Origin of the sequence: Streptomyces sp. NPDC127106, assembly GCF_042677605.1 — a bacterium.
In the GTDB taxonomy this organism is placed as follows: Bacteria; Actinomycetota; Actinomycetes; order Streptomycetales; family Streptomycetaceae; genus Streptomyces.
Map to the genome: position 1 here is coordinate 1 of NZ_JBHXTC010000003.1, position 16,968 is coordinate 16,968.

The 16,968-nt window shown below is 73.5% G+C and carries 13 protein-coding genes; 10 read left to right on the forward strand and 3 right to left on the reverse strand.

Features of this window, described 5'->3' with window-relative positions:
* Positions 1–5: 5 nt before the first annotated feature.
* Entirely contained in the window at positions 6–1,634 is a 1,629-nt protein-coding gene (locus ACFVGY_RS04585; protein WP_385671549.1) for an alpha/beta hydrolase, read from the forward strand.
* Between the two features lie 99 nt (positions 1,635–1,733).
* Here ACFVGY_RS04585 and hemQ read toward each other — a convergent pair whose 3' ends face one another.
* Positions 1,734–2,447 (reverse strand): hydrogen peroxide-dependent heme synthase, encoded by a 714-nt coding sequence (gene hemQ / locus ACFVGY_RS04590; protein WP_385670904.1) that lies wholly within the window; start codon positions 2,445–2,447, stop codon positions 1,734–1,736.
* Between the two features lie 23 nt (positions 2,448–2,470).
* Positions 2,471–3,946: a protoporphyrinogen oxidase gene (gene hemG, locus ACFVGY_RS04595; RefSeq protein WP_385671553.1), complete on the reverse strand. Its 1,476-nt coding sequence runs from the start codon at positions 3,944–3,946 to the stop codon at positions 2,471–2,473.
* Between the two features lie 165 nt (positions 3,947–4,111).
* Here hemG and ACFVGY_RS04600 point away from each other — a divergent pair, with 165 nt between their 5' ends.
* Both ACFVGY_RS04600 and ACFVGY_RS04605 read left to right on the forward strand, forming a co-directional pair.
* Entirely contained in the window at positions 4,112–5,281 is a 1,170-nt protein-coding gene (locus ACFVGY_RS04600) for a DUF4349 domain-containing protein (RefSeq protein WP_385670907.1), read from the forward strand.
* Positions 5,282–5,338: 57 nt separating this feature from the next.
* On the forward strand, positions 5,339–6,721 hold the full coding sequence (locus ACFVGY_RS04605; RefSeq protein ID WP_385670910.1) for an FAD-dependent oxidoreductase: 1,383 nt from the start codon (positions 5,339–5,341) through the stop codon (positions 6,719–6,721).
* A gap of 47 nt (positions 6,722–6,768) precedes the next feature.
* Here the strand turns inward: ACFVGY_RS04605 and hemE are convergent, their stop codons facing one another.
* The gene (hemE, locus tag ACFVGY_RS04610; protein ID WP_385670913.1) at positions 6,769–7,833 is read right to left on the reverse strand and encodes a uroporphyrinogen decarboxylase; all 1,065 of its coding nucleotides are present in this window, start codon (positions 7,831–7,833) and stop codon (positions 6,769–6,771) included.
* A gap of 91 nt (positions 7,834–7,924) precedes the next feature.
* Between hemE and ACFVGY_RS04615 the strand changes: the two genes are divergently transcribed.
* The 7 genes from ACFVGY_RS04615 (at position 7,925) to ACFVGY_RS04645 (ending at position 16,860) form a co-directional block, all read left to right on the forward strand.
* Positions 7,925–8,581 (forward strand): DUF3000 domain-containing protein, encoded by a 657-nt coding sequence (locus ACFVGY_RS04615; protein ID WP_385670916.1) that lies wholly within the window; start codon positions 7,925–7,927, stop codon positions 8,579–8,581.
* A 347-nt stretch (positions 8,582–8,928) separates the two neighbouring features.
* On the forward strand, positions 8,929–9,591 hold the full coding sequence (locus tag ACFVGY_RS04620) for a response regulator transcription factor (RefSeq protein WP_214956508.1): 663 nt from the start codon (positions 8,929–8,931) through the stop codon (positions 9,589–9,591).
* Positions 9,592–9,834: 243 nt separating this feature from the next.
* Positions 9,835–11,106 (forward strand): HRDC domain-containing protein, encoded by a 1,272-nt coding sequence (locus ACFVGY_RS04625; protein ID WP_385670920.1) that lies wholly within the window; start codon positions 9,835–9,837, stop codon positions 11,104–11,106.
* A 209-nt stretch (positions 11,107–11,315) separates the two neighbouring features.
* Positions 11,316–12,107: a hypothetical protein gene (locus tag ACFVGY_RS04630; protein ID WP_385670923.1), complete on the forward strand. Its 792-nt coding sequence runs from the start codon at positions 11,316–11,318 to the stop codon at positions 12,105–12,107.
* Positions 12,108–12,246: 139 nt separating this feature from the next.
* Complete coding sequence (locus tag ACFVGY_RS04635) at positions 12,247–13,473, forward strand: thiolase family protein (protein ID WP_385670926.1); 1,227 nt, start codon at positions 12,247–12,249, stop codon at positions 13,471–13,473.
* Entirely contained in the window at positions 13,470–15,608 is a 2,139-nt protein-coding gene (locus ACFVGY_RS04640) for a 3-hydroxyacyl-CoA dehydrogenase NAD-binding domain-containing protein (protein ID WP_385670928.1), read from the forward strand. Before ACFVGY_RS04635 ends, ACFVGY_RS04640 begins: the two co-directional genes overlap by 4 nt.
* A 187-nt stretch (positions 15,609–15,795) precedes the next feature.
* Positions 15,796–16,860 (forward strand): signaling protein, encoded by a 1,065-nt coding sequence (locus tag ACFVGY_RS04645; protein WP_385670931.1) that lies wholly within the window; start codon positions 15,796–15,798, stop codon positions 16,858–16,860.
* Positions 16,861–16,968 lie beyond the last annotated feature (108 nt).

Genomic DNA, 16,968 nt, shown 5'->3' on the forward strand with positions numbered 1-16,968 from the left:
GTCTCGTGGGCTCGGTGTTGTGTATTAGAGACAGCGCCGGGGCCGAGGCCGTGGCCCGGCGGCTGGCCCGGCGGCCGGCCGGCGGCGGGCTGGTCTTCGGGCCGTGCCCGGAGGCCGAGGAACTGCCCTCCCCCGTCCGGTGCGCGGCCCTGACCGTCCCCCTCGACTACGCCCGCCCCGACGGCCCGCAGATCCGGCTCACCGTCAGCCGGGTTCCCGCCACCGGCCGCGGCGGCGCCGCCCGCCAGGGCGCACTCGTGTACAACCCCGGCGGCCCCGGCGCCTCCGGACTGTTCTTCCCCCTCGTCGCGGGCCTCCCCGAATGGGAGCGCATCGGCGCCGCCTACGACCTCGTCGGCTACGCCCCGCGCGGCGTCGGCGGCACCGCCCCGCTGTCCTGCGAGGACCCGGCCGCCCCGGCCCAGGCGGGACCCACCCGGCTCCCGGCCGTCCCCTCCCCCGCCGACAAGCGCGCCCGTATCGCCGCCGCCCGGGCCTACGCCCGCGGCTGCGCGGAGCGGTCGGGGGCGGCGCTGCCGTACTACTCGACCTTGGACAACGTCCGCGACCTGCACGTGCTGCGGGCCGCGCTCGACGAGCCGAAGCTGACCTTCATGGGGGCCTCGTACGGCACCTACCTGGGCGCGGTGTACGCCACGCGCCACCCGGGCCACGTCCGCAGGATGGTCCTCGACTCCGCCGTGAACCCCGACCCGCGCCGCATCTGGTACCTCAACAACCTCGACCAGGCGGCCGGTTTCGAGCGCCGCTGGCACGACTTCCGGGCCTGGGCGGCCCGCCACCACGCGGTCTACCGGCTCGGTGCCACCCCGGAGGCCGTGCAGGCGAGCTACGAGCGGGTGCGGGACGCCGTCGAACGGGCCCCGGCGGGCGGGGTCGTCGGGACCGGCGAGCTCCAGTCGGCGTTCCTCCAGGCCGCGTACTACGACGAGGTGTGGCCGGAACGGGCGGCGGCCCTGTCGGCGTTCCTGGCCGGGGATCCGGCGCCGCTGACCGGGCAGGCCCGGCCGGACCCGGAGCCGGGCTCGGCGGCCGCCCGGGAGAACGCCCGGGCCGTGTACACGGCGGTGCTGTGCAACGACGCGCCCTGGCCGGCGGACTGGGCGGTCTGGGACCGCGACAACACGGAACTGGCGCGCCGGGCGCCCTTCGAGACGTGGGCGAACGCCTTCCTGAACCTGCCGTGCGCGTACTGGCCGGTCCGCGAGCGGCAGCAGCCGGTGGCGGTGGGCGCGCGGTCGGCGGCACTCCCCGGCGGGCAGCCTGCGACACTCCCCGGCGGGCAGCCTGCGGCACTCCCCGGGACGCTCGTGGTCGCGGCGGAGCGGGACGGGGCGACCCCGTACCCGGGGGCGCTGGAGCTCCAACGCCGGCTCGGCCGGCAGGCGTCCCTGGTCACGGAGGCGGGGGCCGGCACCCACGGGGTGGTCGGCGGCCGGAACGCGTGCGTGGACGGGCACGTGGAGCGGTACCTGCTGACGGGGGCCACTCCGGGGTGGCGTGTCAGGTGTGCGCCGCATCCGGAGCCCGCACCGGTGTCGCTGGACGACCGGGCAGCAGAGTCCGGGAAGGTACCCGAGGTACCCAGGGCTCTGCTGCCACCGGCCGTCTGAACTTCCGGGGCGGGATCTCCGGCTGCGTCGTTTCGGGGGCAGTGCCTCCCGATCCGCCGGAGGAGGTCAGTCCTCCGGCCGTTCCCCCCTGGGGAGGTTTCAGGCGAGCCCGGCCACCAGATCGGCGACGGACTTGCGGCGCCCGGTGAAGAACGGAACCTCTTCACGGACGTGCATACGGGCCTCGGAGGCGCGCAGGTGGCGCATGAGGTCCACGATGCGGTAGAGCTCGTCGGCCTCGAAGGCCAGCAGCCACTCGTAGTCGCCCAGCGAGAAGGAGGCGACGGTGTTGGCACGGACGTCCGGGAAGCCGCGGGCCATCTTGCCGTGGTCGGCGAGCATGCGGCGGCGGTCCTCGTCGGGCAGCAGGTACCAGTCGTAGCTGCGCACGAACGGGTAGACGCTGACGTAGTCGCGGGCGACCTCGTCGGCCAGGAAGGCCGGGATGTGCGACTTGTTGAACTCGGCCGGGCGGTGCAGGGCCATGTTCGACCACACCGGCTCCAGCGCACGGCCCAGCTTGGTGCGGCGGAACAGGTTGTACGCGGTCTGCAGCTCGTCGGCCGTCTCCGCGTGCCACCAGATCATGACGTCCGCGTCCGCGCGCAGACCGGAGACGTCATAGGTGCCGCGCACGGTGATGTCCTTGGCGGCGAGCTGGTCGAAGAGCTCCTGGACCTCGTCGGCGAAGCCGGACCGGTTCTCGGGGAGCACGTCCTTCAGCTTGAAGACGGACCACAGGGTGTAGCGGATGACCTCGTTGAGGTCCTTCGCCTTCTTCCCCGCGTTGGGAATCTTCTCTGGTGCAGTCATGTGTCCATTGTCCCGTGCGCTGATCAGTGGTCGGCGCCAGGGGTCCCCAACGTGGCCATCACCACGTCGGCGGCCTTCCCGGCGCTCGCGATGCACGCCGGGATGCCGACGCCGTCGTACAGGGCGCCGCACACGGCGAGGCCGGGCAGGGCGGCGACGGCGGTGCGGATCCGGTCCACCCGGGCGAGGTGGCCGACCGGGTACTGGGGCAGGCCGCCGTCCCAGCGGGTGACGGTGGAGGCCACCGGGCGGGCGGCGAGGCCGACCGCCTCGCCGAGGTCCCGCAGCGAGACGTCGACCAGCTCGGAGTCCGCGCGGCCCAGATCGGCCTCGTCGGCGTAGCGGCCGACGGAGGTGCGCAGCAGGAAGAGGTCGGGGTCGGCGCCGGCCCAGGTCCACTTGCTGCTGGAGAAGGTGGACGCCTTGATGGTCCGCCCGTCGACGGGCGGTACGAGGAATCCGCTGGCGCGGCCGTCGGTGATCACGGCGGGCAGGTCGGAGCGCCGGAACGCCATGGTGACCAGGGCCATCGACGCGTACTCGACGCTGCGCAGCTCGGCGGCCGCGGCCGGGGCGAGCCCGTCCAGCAGCCGGGCGGCCGGCTCCGCCGGGACGGCCAGCACGACCGCGTCGGCGGCCACGGTGCCGGTGTCGGTGGCGACCAGCCAGCCCTCCGGGGTACGGCGCAGCTCGCGCACGGGGGTGTCGGTGCTGATCCGGGCGCCGGCGGCGCGGCAGGCGGCCGCGACGGCCTGCGGGAGCCGCCCGATGCCGCCGTCGATGCCGGAGAAGACGGGGCCGGCCTGCTGCGGCTGCTCCGCGGCCCGGCGTTGCAGGTCCCGTACGGCCTCGCCGAGCGAGGCGTGCGTCCGGGCGGCTTCGAAGAGCTGGGGCACGGCGGCGCGCATCGAGAGGCGGTAGGCGTCGCCCGCGTAGACCCCGCCGAGGAGGGGCTCGACGAGCCGGTCGACGACCTCGCGGCCGAGGCGGGCCGCCACGTACTCACCGACGGCGACGTCCTCGCCGATCTCGGCGGGCGGCAGGTCGCGTTCGGCCTCGATCCGGGCCAGGCCCTGCGCTGACAGCACCCCGGACGCCACCAGCGGCGCCAGGTCGCCGGGGACGCCCATGACGTGGCCGCGCGGCATCGGCCGCAGCGCACCGCGGGTCCACAGGTGGGCGGTGGTGGTGGCCGGCGGCTGCAGCGCCCCGCCGAGGCCGACGGCCCGGGCCAGCTCCAGGGCCTCGGGCCGGCGGGCCAGGACGGATTCCGCACCGAGGTCGACGCGGGCGCCCGCGAGCTCGCCCGCGTACAGCTTGCCGCCGAGGCGGGGCCCGGCCTCCAGCAGCGTGACGCCGATGCCCGCGCCGAGCAGCCGGTGGGCCGCCGCGAGGCCGGCGATGCCGCCGCCGATGACGACGGCGTGGCGGGCCTCGGGCGCCGCCGGGTCGTCCGTCCGGTCCGTGCCGTGCGCCGCGGCCGCAGCGTCCGTACGCATGTCCGCTTCGTGCATGGACACATCGTCTCAGACCGATCACCGGCCGATCACCGAGGCCTGACCGTGACCGCATCGGGACCGTCCCGGGACCGCGGGAGCGAAACCCGCGGGGCGACCGTGGACGTCGAAACGGCACAGCGGAAGCCGACCCTTGGGGAGACAGCAGTGCACACCCGGAACGACCCGGCCGGCCCGGACGGCCCCGAAAACCCCGCCAACCCCGACAGCCCCGACAACCCCGACAGCCCCGACAGCCCGCGCACCAGAGGCCGTTCGCGCACGGGGCGCGGCGCGGCGGCGCTGGCCGGCCTCGGCCTCACCTGCGCGCTCGCGCTCGCGCTCACCGGATGCGGCGCCGGGAGCGACGGCCCCGGTGTGGCCTCGGCGGACAAGGCGGCGGTGGCCCCGCACGCCCCGGCTCCGGGCGCCAAGGCGGGCGCGGGGGCGGCGGCCCCGGCACCGGCGGAGGGCGCGGCAGGCAGCCCGAAGGCGCCCGCGGCGGTCCGCCCACAGGTCATCCGGACCGCGAACCTCGGCATCGAGACGCAGGACGCCGCGAAGGTGCTGGCAGCGGCCCGTACGGCGGCGGAGGGCGCGGGCGGGTACGTCGGCAACGAGTCCACCCAGCGCGGCGAGAACGGCCGGATCAGGTCCACGCTGACCCTGCGGGTGCCCGCCGACCGGTTCGACTCCGTACTCGGTGCGCTGGAGGGCAGCGGCAAGCTGCTCCACCGGAAGGTGGAGGCGCAGGACGTGACCGAGAAGGTCGCGGACGTCGACAGCCGGGTCGCGTCGCAGCAGGCGAGCGTGGCGCGGGTGCGGCAGATGATGGAGAAGGCCACCGCGCTCGGCGACGTGGTCATGCTGGAGGGCGAGCTCAGCAAGCGCCAGTCGGACCTGGAATCGCTGCTGGCCCAGCAGAACGCGCTGCGGGACCAGACCTCCATGGGCACGATCACGGTGGAGGTCTCGGAGCCGACCGACGCGCCGGCGCAGAAGAAGGAGGACGCGCCGCCGTCCGTCCTGGGCGCACTGGAGAGCGGCTGGAACGCCTTCATCACGGTCCTGCGGTACGTGGTGCTGGCGGTGGCCGTGGTGCTGCCGTTCGCGGTGACGGCGGCGCTGGGCGTGCTGGCGTTCCGGCTGTACCGGCGGCTGCGCCCGCCGAAGCCGAGGACGGGGCGCGCACCGGGGGCCGTCCGCACGGTCCCGGCGCCGACACGGCCGTCGTACCCGGCGCCCGGGCGGAAACCGCAGCAGGACCCGGAGCGGGACCCGCAGCAGGACCCGGAGCGGGGCCCGGACCCGACGGAATCGCCCCGGATTCCGGACTGAACACCCGTACGCCCGTAGCGTGTTCCCCAGGAACGGCAGTGGAGGACGGTGCGGACGATGGCAGCGGAACGACTCGTGGTGGTCGGCGGTGACGCGGCGGGGATGTCCGCCGCGTCACAGGCCCGGAGGCTGAAGGGCCCGGCGGAGCTGGAGATCGTCGCCTTCGAGCGCGGGCACTTCACCTCCTACTCCGCCTGCGGGATCCCGTACTGGATCGGCGGCCAGGTCGCGGAGCGCGACGACCTGATCGCCCGGACCCCCGAGGAGCACCGCGCCCGGCACATCGACCTGCGCACCCGGACCGAGGTCGTCGAACTCGACCTGGCCGGGCGCCGGGTCCGGGCCCGCGACCTCGACTCGGGGGCCGAGTCCTGGACGGGCTACGACAAGCTCGTCCTGGCCACGGGCGCCCGCCCGGTGCGGCCCCGGCTGCCCGGGATCGGCGCGCACGGCGTGCACGGCGTGCAGACCCTGGACGACGGCCAGCGGCTGATGGACACCCTGGAGCGCACGCCGGGCCGCCGGGCGGTCGTCGTCGGCGCGGGCTACATCGGCGTGGAGATGGCGGAGGCCCTGGTCCACCGGGGCTACGAGGTGACGGTCCTGCACCGCGGCGCCCAGCCCATGGCCACCCTGGACCCGGACATGGGCGGCCTGGTGCACAGCGCCATGAACCGCATGGGCATCACCACGGTCGCGGGCGCCGAGGTGGTGAAGGTCCTCACCGACGAGGAGGGCCGGGCCCGCGCGGTGGCCACCGCGACCGGCGACGAGTACCCGGCGGACGTGGTGGTCCTCGGGATCGGCGTCGAACCCCGCACCGCCCTGGCCCGGGCGGCGGGACTGCCGCTCGGCACCTCGGGCGGCCTGCTGACGGACCTGTCGATGCGGGTCCGCGGCCACGACGACCTCTGGGCCGGCGGCGACTGCGTGGAGGTCCTGGACCTGGTGGCCGGCCGCCACCGGCACATCCCGCTGGGCACCCACGCCAACAAGCACGGCCAGGTGATCGGCTCCGGCGTCGGCGGCGGCTACGCCACCTTCCCCGGGGTGGTCGGCACGGCGGTGAGCAAGGTGTGCGACCTGGAGATCGCCCGTACGGGGCTGCGGGAGCGGGACGCGCTCGAAGCCGGCCTGCGCTTCGTGACGGCGACGATCAGCTCCACGACCACGGCGGGCTACTACCCGACGTCCGCCGACATGACGGTCAAGGTGCTGGCCGAGCGGCGCACGGGCCGGCTGCTGGGCGTGCAGATCGTCGGCGGCGCGGGGTCCGCGAAGCGGGTGGACATCGCGGCGGTCGCCCTCACCGCGGGCATGACGGTGGAACAGGTCGTCGCCCTGGACCTGGGCTACGCCCCGCCGTTCTCCCCGGTCTGGGACCCCGTCCTGGTGGCCGCCCGCAAGGCGGTCTCCGCGGTCCGCGCCGCGGGGGTCTAGCCGCCGGTGGCCGGTCCGCCGCCCCGCAGGGCAGCGGACCGGCTCGGCTAGCGCTGCGTCTTGGTGTGGACGTAGTCGACCAGGCGGGTCAGGGCCTCCGGGTCGGTGGTCGGCAGGACGCCGTGACCCAGGTTGAAGACGTGGCCCTCCAGCCCGGCGGCGGCCGCCAACACCTCGTCCGTCTTGGCCTCGACGGCCTCGGCGGTGGAGAAGAGCACGGCGGGGTCGAGGTTGCCCTGGAGCGCCTTGCCGGGGCCGACGCGGCGGGCCGCCTCGTCCAGCGGGATCCGCCAGTCGACGCCGACGACGTCCGCGCCGGCCTCGCCCATCAGGCCGAGCAGCTCGCCGGTGCCCACACCGAAGTGGATCCGCGGGACGCCGTAGGAGGCGACGGAGTCGAAGACCTTCACCGAGGCGGGCATCACGGAGCGCCGGTAGTCCGCCGGGGCGAGGGCGCCGACCCAGGAGTCGAAGAGCTGGACCGCCGAGGCGCCGGCCTCGATCTGGACCTTCAGGAAGGCGGAGGTGATCTCGGCCAGGCGGTCGAGGAGGTCCGCCCACAGCTGCGGGTCCCCGTACATGAGGGCCTTGGTGTGCTCGTGGTTGCGGGACGGGCCGCCCTCGACGAGGTAGCTCGCGAGGGTGAAAGGCGCGCCGGCGAAGCCGATCAACGGCGTGGAGCCCAGTTCACCCGTGAGCATGCCGATCGCCTCGGTGACGTACGGGACGTCGTCCGGGGTGAGGTCGCGCAGCTGTGCGAGGTCCTCGCGGCGCCGGATCGGCTGGGCGACGACCGGGCCGATGCCCGGCTTGATGTCCAGGTCGATACCGATGGCCTTGAGGGGGACGACGATGTCGGAGAAGAAGATCGCCGCGTCGACCTTGTGGCGGCGCACCGGCTGCAGGGTGATCTCGGTGACCAGGTCGGGGCGCATGCACGACTCGAGCATCGCGGTGCCCTCGCGCACCTTGCGGTACTCCGGCAGGGAGCGGCCGGCCTGACGCATGAACCACACCGGGGTGTGCGGTACGGGCTCGCGGCGGCACGCCTTCAGGAAGGCGGAATCGTACGTCTGACTCGGCTGGCCCGTCGGGCGGTCGTTGGCGCTCACGCCGCAAATCTTCGCACGTACGGCGAAGAGGCCCACCCGGCGCGGGTGTCCCTGCGCCGCGCGGGCCCTCGTTCCGCCTAGTCTTCCGGGCATGGCTGCGGCTCAGGGACGATTTTCAGATGGCGCCGACGGTATGGACAGCGGGAAGGAGAGCTCCGTCCCGCTCCCGTTCCGACGGGCGGTCGAGGGGCTGACGAAGGCGCGCCTGCGGCCGGGGATCGAGATCGACCCCGCGAGACCGCCGCAGAGGCTGGCGCCGTACGCCCACGCGTTGGAGGCGGCGGTCGTGGAGGGCGAGGAGGACCTGGCCGACGGCCGGCTGATCCTGCTGCACGATCCGGCCGGGCACGAGGCCTGGCGCGGAACGTTCCGCCTGGTGACGCTGGTCCGGGCGGAGCTGGAGCCGGAGATGGCCGCGGACCCGCTGCTGCCGGAGGTGTGCTGGTCCTGGCTGACGGGGGCGCTGGAGGCGCGCGGGCTGTCGTACGGGGAGGCGAGCGGCACCGTGACGATGGCGGGCTCGCACTACTTCGGCGGGCTCGCGGCGCGGCGACCGGCCACGCAGATCGAGATCAGGGCCTCGTGGACGCCGCGCGAGGGGGTGGGCGGGGTGCCGGACACGTCCGGCCACCTGGCGGCATGGTGCGAGCTGCTGTGCCAGGTGGCGGGGCTGCCGCCGCTCGGCCCGGGGGAGGCGGGGCCGGGTGTGGTCTCACTGCCGCAGCGGCGCGGTCCGCACCACCCGTAGCGGGGGCCTTCCGCACCACCCGTAGCGACCCTCCGCATCACCCGTGGCGGTGGGACCGTACGGCGGCCCGGGTCACCCTTCGGGTCGTGCCCGGTGCGGCCGTCCGTGGAACGGCTGATCGAAAGACTGCCGGGGAGTGCCGGAACACGGCACAGGTTGTGGGCTTCTGATCACACGGTGATCGATCGTGCGTCCGAATTGCCCGAATTGTTACTCACCAAATCGTGATCATTCCCTAAAGCCGGGCGGGTGACGTGCCGAAGGAGGAGTCAGTGACCATCCGCACGGTTCGCACCGGCTTCCTTCCCCGAGAGCCGGCCGTCCCGCCACTCCCCCAGGAGGCCTAGGTGTCCGTTCTTCTCGAGCAGCCCGCAAGCCTGGTCGCCTACCGCCCGAACAAGCCGACGGCCATGGTCGTCGTGGCCGACCCGCGCGTCCGCTCCACCGTGACCCGTCATCTGTGGGCCCTCGGAGTACGTGATGTCATCGAGGCGTCGTCCATCGCGGAGGCCCGCCCCCGCATCGGCAGCCCGCGCGACATCTGCGTCGCCGACGTGCACCTCCCGGACGGCTCCGGCCTGACCCTGCTCTCCGAGACCCGCGCCGCGGGCTGGCCGAACGGCCTGGCCCTGTCCGCCGCCGACGACATCGGCGCCGTGCGCAACGCCCTCGCGGGCGGGGTGAAGGGCTACGTCGTCACGGGCACCCGGACCAACATCGGGCTCCCCTCCCGGCCCGGCGCCGCCCCCATCGGTGCCGCCGCCGCCCGCATGCACCGCCGCCCCCCGGGTGCCCCGAGCCACCCGGGCGGCTACCGCGAGCTCTCCGGCCGCGAGGTCGAGGTCCTGCGCCTCGTCGCCGAGGGCCAGTCCAACAAGGCCATCGGCGTCTCCATGGGCCTGTCCGCCCTGACCGTCAAGTCCCACCTCGCCCGGATCGCACGCAAGCTGGGCACCGGCGACCGGGCCGGCATGGTCGCCGTCGCCCTGCGGACCGGCATCATCCACTGACCCGACCCCGACCCCGACCCCGATCCCGCCCTGCCACTACCTCTGCCCTGCCCCTGCCCCGAACCCGGCCCGCGCCGCCCACCGCCGCCCCGACCGCCCCTGCGGCGACCCGCTTCCCCGCGCATCGCCGGCACCGGGCTTTCCTCCGGGAGAACCCCGGGGAAACCGCCGCCCTCGCCCACCGCGCCCGTCGACGGAACGTTCCGGCGACGGGCGCGTCCCATCCGCGGATACCCTTGAGCGGTGACCGACGCCCAAGAGACCGCAGCAGACCTGCGCACCACCACCGGGGGCGGCCCCCCGGACGACGTCGAGAAGGCGCCGATTCCCTTGCTCGAACCCCGCGAGGGGATCCCTCCGGTGGTCGCCGACGAGGACGCCTTCGCCCGGGTGGTCGCGGCCTTCGCCGCGGGCACCGGACCCGTGGCGGTCGACGCCGAGCGCGCCTCCGGATACCGCTACGGCCAACGCGCCTACCTGGTGCAGCTGCGCCGCGAGGGCGCGGGATCCGCGCTGATCGACCCCGTCGGCTGCCCCGACCTGTCCGCGCTGGGCGGGGCCCTGTCCGGTACCGAGTGGATCCTGCACGCCGCCACCCAGGACCTGCCGTGCCTGCGCGAAATAGGCATGGTCCCGACCTCCCTGTTCGACACGGAGCTCGCCGGCCGGCTCGCCGGCTTCCCCCGCGTGGGACTGGGCGCGATGGTCGAGAGCGTGCTCGGCTACGCCCTGGAGAAGGGCCACTCCGCCGTCGACTGGTCGACCCGCCCGCTCCCCGAGCCGTGGCTGCGCTACGCGGCGCTCGACGTCGAGCTGCTGGTGGATCTGCGCGACGCGCTGGAGAAGGAGCTGGACCGGCAGGGCAAGCTGGAATGGGCCCGGCAGGAGTTCGACGCCATCGCCGCCGCCCCGCCCGCCCCGCCGCGCAAGGACCCCTGGCGCCGCACCTCCGGCATGCACAAGGTGCGCCGGCGCCGCCAGATGGCCGTCGTACGCGAACTGTGGGAGTCCCGCGACCGGATCGCGCAGCGCCGTGACGTCTCGCCGGGCAAGGTGCTGAGCGACGCCGCGATCGTCGAGGCCGCGCTCGCCCTGCCCGGGAACGTACACGCGCTGGCGGCCCTGCCCGGGTACGGGCAGCGGATGGGCCGGCGCCAACTGGAGCAGTGGATGGCCGCCGTGGACCGGGCCAAGGCCCTGCCCGACAGCGAGCTGCCGCAGCCGGGGGCCAGCCCCGCGGGCCCGCCGCCGCCGCGCGCGTGGGCCGACAAGGACCCGGCCGCCGCGGCCCGCCTGTCGGCCGCCCGATCGGGGGTGTCCGCGCTCGCCGAGCAGCTGGCCCTGCCCCAGGAGAACCTGATCACCCCGGACACCGTCCGGCGGCTGTGCTGGGAGCCGCCCAAGCGGCTCGGCCGGGACGCGGTGGCCGAGGCCCTGGCGGGCTACGGCGCCCGCCCCTGGCAGATCGAACAGGTGACCCCGGTACTGGTCACGGCCCTGGCCGCGACCGCCTGACGCACGAGCCACCCTTCGCAGGAGCCCCCGGCCGACCGGCCGGGGGCTCCTGCGCGTCCGCGGTCGGCCGCGGTCGCACGGTCGCGTCGCGGTCGCACGGTCGCGTCGCGGTTGCACGGTCGCGCGGTTGCGCGGCCGTGACATTCCGTTGCTCGATCATGACGTTCCGGCTCTTTTGAACACGCTCAAGACCGGCTAGATTCTTGAACATGATCAAAAATGAGCACGCGGCACAGGACGAGCACACGGGTGGCGCGGCCCGCGCCTACGACGCGTGGGTCCGCCACTTCGAAGCCGAGCGGGAGCGCCGGGCCGCCCTCGGCGACCCGGACTGGGCGCGCGGCGCGCGGCTGTCCCCGGCGCTGGTCCGCAGCATCCAGACGTTCCAGGTGGGCGAGGACGGCGACGGTGCGGCCCTGGTCTCGAAGGCGGACCGCGCGGGGGACCCGGCCTACGCGGCCGCGGCGCGGCTGTTCATCGCCGAGGAGCAGAACCACGCGCGCCTGCTGGCCCTGCTGCTGTCGGCGGCCGGGGCCGAGACCCTCGACGGGCACTGGAGCGACGCGGCGTTCGTCCGGGTGCGGCGCCTGCTCGGGCTGCGGGTCGAGCTGATGGTGCTGATGGTCGCGGAGGTCGTCGCCCTGCGGTACTACCGGGCGCTGCGCGACGGCTCCGCCGACCCGCTGACCTCCGAGGTCGCGGGCCGGATCCTGGCCGACGAGGAACGGCACGTGCCGTTCCACTGCCGTCGGCTGCACGAGGGCCTCGCCGGGCTCCCCCGGCCCGCCCGCAGGGCCGCGACCACGGGCTGGCGGGCCATGGTGGCGGCCGCGGCGCTGCTGGTGGCGGCCGATCACGGGGCCGCCCTGCGGGAGGCCGGGGTCTCGCGGCGCGCCTTCCTGTCGGACGTGGTCGGCTCGTCGGCGCCGATGGCCGCGACCATGTCGGACGGCCCGGCTCCGGCGGTTCCCGCCCCGGCCGCGGCCCGCGCCGCGGTGTGACCTTCGCCGCTGTTCGGGGAGGGGGTGTGCACATTGGTTACCCACAAGTAGCATGGGCCGGGTGAGCGGGCGCTCAGGTCGTGCGTACCGAGCATGCCCCCGCGCAGCAGTGCACACCCGCACCTGGAGGAGAGCCAACGTGCCTCGTACCGTCAGGGACGTCGTCTTCGTCGACGGCGTCCGCACCCCGTTCGGCAAGGCGGGCCCGAAGGGCATCTACCACGAGACCCGCGCCGACGACCTCGTCGTGAAGGCGATCCGGGAGCTGCTGCGCCGCAACCCGGACCTGGACGCCAAGAAGATCGACGAGGTGGCCATCGCCGCCACCACGCAGATCGGCGACCAGGGCCTCACCATCGGCCGCACGGCCGGCATCCTCGCGGGCCTCCCGCAGTCCGTCCCGGGCTACTCGATCGACCGCATGTGCGCCGGCGCGCTGACCGCCGTGACCGCCGTCGCGGGCGGTGTCGCCTTCGGTGCGTACGACGTCGCCATCGCCGGCGGTGTCGAGCACATGGGCCGCCACCCGATGGGCGAGGGCGTCGACCCGAACCCGCGCTTCGTCTCCGAGAAGCTGGTCGACGAGTCCGCCCTGTTCATGGGCATGACCGCCGAGAACCTGCACGACCGGTACCCGACGATCACCAAGCTCCGCGCCGACCAGTACGCCGTGCGCTCGCAGGAGAAGGCCGCCAAGGCGTACGCCGACGGCAAGATCCAGCAGGACCTGGTCCCGATCTCGGTGCGCAACACCAACGCGGAGGTCGGTGAGACGGGCTGGGGCCTGGTCACCTCCGACGAGCCGATGCGCCCGGGCACCACGCTGGAGAACCTGGCGAACCTGAAGACCCCGTTCCGTACCCACGGCCGGGTCACCGCGGGCAACGCCGCCGGTCTCAACGACGGCGCCACCGCCGCGATCATCGCGTCCGAGGACTTCGCCCGCGAGAACGACCTCCCGGTCAAGATGCGCCTGGTCTCCTACGCCTTCGCGGGCGTGGAGCCGGAGGTCATGGGCTACGGCCCGATCCCGGCCACCGAGAAGGCCCTGGCCCAGGCCGGCCTGACGATCGACGACATCGGCCTCTTCGAGGTCAACGAGGCGTTCGCGGTCCAGGTCCTCGCCTTCCTGGAGCACTACGGCATCGCCGACGACGACGCCCGCGTGAACCAGTACGGCGGCGCCATCGCGTTCGGCCACCCGCTGGCCTCCTCCGGCGTCCGCCTGATGACGCAGCTGGCCCGCCAGTTCGAGGAGCAGCCGCACGTCCGCTACGGCCTGACCACCATGTGCGTGGGCTTCGGCATGGGCGCGACGGTCATCTGGGAGAACCCGCACTTCGACACCGAGGGAGACTCCAAGTGAGCACCACCGCTGAGCTCCTGAAGGGCGCGGCCGAGCTGTTCCCGGACGAGGTCGTCACCCAGGCGCACGTCCGCCACCTCGACCTGCCGTTCGGCGCCGGGCGCTTCGCGCTCATCACGCTGGACAACGGTTTCGACCACACCAAGCCGACCACCTTCGGTCCGCAGTCGCTGGCGAACCTGAACGCCGCCATCGACCAGGTCGAGAAGGAGGCCGCCGAGGGCGCGATCACCGGCGTCGGTCTGACCGGCAAGCCGTTCATCTTCGCCGTCGGCGCCGACCTCAAGGGCGTCGAGCTGCTGAAGGCGCACGACGAGGCGCTGGCCATCGGCAAGGGCGGCCACGACGTCTTCAAGCGTCTGGCGGGCCTGGCCGTCCCCACCTTCGCGTACTACAACGGTGCGGCGATGGGCGGCGGTGTCGAGGTCGGTCTGCACTGCACGTACCGCACCGTCTCCAAGGCGCTGCCGGCGTTCTCCCTCCCCGAGGTGTTCCTGGGCCTGGTCCCGGGCTGGGGCGGCTGCACGATCCTGCCGAACCTGATCGGCGCGGAGAAGGCGGTCTCGGTGATCATCGAGAACTCGCTGAACCAGAACAAGCAGCTGCGGGGCAAGCAGGTCTTCGAGCTGGGCATCGCCGACGCCCTCTTCGAGGGTGCGGACTTCCTGGAGCAGTCCCTGCTGTGGACCGCGAAGGTCCTCAAGGGCGACGTCGCGGTCGAGCGTCCCGAGGTGGACCGCGGCGAGGCCTGGGACCAGGCCGTCGCCAAGGGCCGCCTGATCGCCGACGGCAAGGTGCACGGCGCGGCCCCGGCCGCGTACCGCGCCCTGGACATCATCGAGGCGTCCAAGGACGGCGACCTGCAGAAGGGCTTCGACGCCGAGGACCAGGCCCTGGCCGACCTCATCATGGGCGGCGAGCTGCGCTCCGGCATCTACGCCTTCAACCTGGTGCAGAAGCGCGCCAAGCGCCCGGCCGGCGCCCCGGACAAGTCCCTGGCCCGCCCGGTCAGCAAGGTCGGCGTCGTCGGCGCGGGCCTGATGGCCTCGCAGCTGGCGCTGCTGTTCCTGCGCCGCCTGGAGGTGCCGGTGGTCCTCACCGACATCGACCAGGAGCGCGTCGACAAGGGTGTGGGCTACGTCCACGCCGAGATCGAGAAGCTGCTGGGCAAGGGCCGCATCAACCAGGACAAGGCCAACCGCCTCAAGGCGCTGGTGACCGGCGTCCTGGACAAGGCCGAGGGCTTCGCGGACGCGGACTTCATCATCGAGGCCGTGTTCGAGGAGATGACGGTCAAGCAGAAGGTGTTCGCGGAGGTCGAGGCGGTCGCCCCGGCGCACGCGATCCTCGCCACCAACACCTCCTCGCTGTCGGTGTCGGAGATGGCCTCCAAGCTGCAGCACCCGGAGCGCGTCGTCGGCTTCCACTTCTTCAACCCGGTCGCGATCCTCCCGCTGCTGGAGATCGTCCGCGGTGAGAAGACCGACGACGCCTCGCTGGCCACGGCCTTCGGTGTCGCGAAGAAGCTGAAGAAGACCGCGGTCCTCACCAAGGACGCCCCGGCGTTCGTCGTGAACCGCATCCTGACCCGCTTCATGGGCGAGATCCAGAACGTCATCGACGAGGGCACCCCGGTCGTCACGGCGGAGAAGGCCATCGAGCCGCTCGGCCTGCCGATGTCCCCGCTGGTGCTGCTGGAGCTGGTCGGCCCGGCCATCGGCCTGCACGTCTCCGAGACCCTGAACCGCGCCTTCCCGGAGCGCTTCACGGTCTCCCCCAACCTGAAGGCCGTCGTGGAGGCCGGCAAGCGCGGCTTCTACGTCTACTCCGCGGAGAACGGCTTCAAGCCGGAGCTGGACCCGGAGGTCGCCGCCCTCCTGGTGCAGGGCGACTCGGTCCTGACCGAGGAGCAGGTGCGCGACCGCGTCCTGGACGCGGTGGCGCAGGAGATCGGCCTGATGCTGGAGGAGGGTGTCGTGGCCGAGGCTCAGGACATCGACCTCTGCCTCATCACGGGCGCCGGCTGGCCCTTCCACCTGGGCGGCATCACGCCGTACCTGGACCGCGAGGGCGTCTCGGAGCGCGTGAACGGCAAGAAGTTCCTCGCCCCGGGCCTGGCGAGCGTCCCGGCCTGAGGCCGGCGGCACCTGCCTGACGGCGGGTGAGCACCGCGGACGCCCGTCCCCCACGGGGGGGGGGGCGTCCGGCGCGTGCGGGCCCCTGCTCCGGGGCCGGACTAGGGGCCCGGACCAGGGGCCCGGACCAGGGGCCCGGACCGGGGCCCGGACCTGGGCCCGGCGTCCGAGCTGGCAGAATGGGGCCATGGCGGATGGCAAGAGACCTTTCAGCCGCCGGACCCTGTTGTTCGCGGGCGGCGCGGCGGCCGCCGGGCTCGCCACGGGCGGTTTGGCCTGGGCGCAGCGACCCGGTCCCGACGACGAGAGCGGGGACGGGGGCCGGGAGGCCGCCGCCACCCCGCCGCAGGTGGGCGATTTCGACCTGCGGACCGGTGCGGAGCTGCTGGCCCCGGCGCCGCTGTTCAACACGACGGGCCCGCAGTCGTTCGCGTTCGACGACACCAATGGTCAGGTCTACACGCTCCAGGTGGTGCAGGACGGGATCCGGCTCGACGACGAGCAGGAGGCCGTCGCGTACGACGACCGCAAGTCGTCCGGCGATATGTGCCTGACCCGGTTGGACAGTTCCGGGAATACGCTCGGGCACATGTATCTGCGCGGATTCGGCCACGGAATTTCCTTCGGCGTCGAGCCGACGGGGCAGCGTACGTACATGTGGCTGGAGGGCCGGGCCGATCTTGAGAAGGGTTACGGCCGGACGGTGGTCCGCGTGCCGTTCAAGGACGGTGCGGTGCTGAACAGCTCCGATGACTCCGTGCGGCATTTCGAGCCGGTGCCCGGAGCCACCGCCGTCTGCCCGGCGCTCGACCTGGCCGGCGAGCGGGTGCTGGTGAGCCACGAGGAGGAGGGCGAGCACCGGTTCTCGGTGTACGGGATGGCGGATTTCCTGGCCGGGCGGTTCACCCCGACCCAAACGATCAAGGCCGGTGTGCAGGTCAAGGAAGAGGAATGGTTCCAGGGCTGCGCACTGTCCGGGGACTTCGTGTACGTATTGACCGGCAATCCCTATACCGGGAAGAACGGGCGCAATCCGCGGAAATCCGGCGGGAATACCTACGTCTCCGCAATTGACGTGCGGACGGGCCGGGCGCAGGGGCGCCACAAGGTGACCGTGGCCCCGGATCTTCCTTACCGGGAGCCGGAGGGAATCGCGGTGCGCCGGGCGGGTGCACAGGTGGGTTTGTGCGTCGGATTTTCCGTGAAGGCGAAGGACCGGCGCGAGCTGACGGTGTACCGGTTCACGGGCTGAGAGTCCGCCGGAGGGACGGTCGTCACATTATTCCGTGACGGGGCCCGTAATCATTGGCCTGTGGTTCACGGCACGTTCTAGAGCCGTCCATGAGACTGCTTATACTAC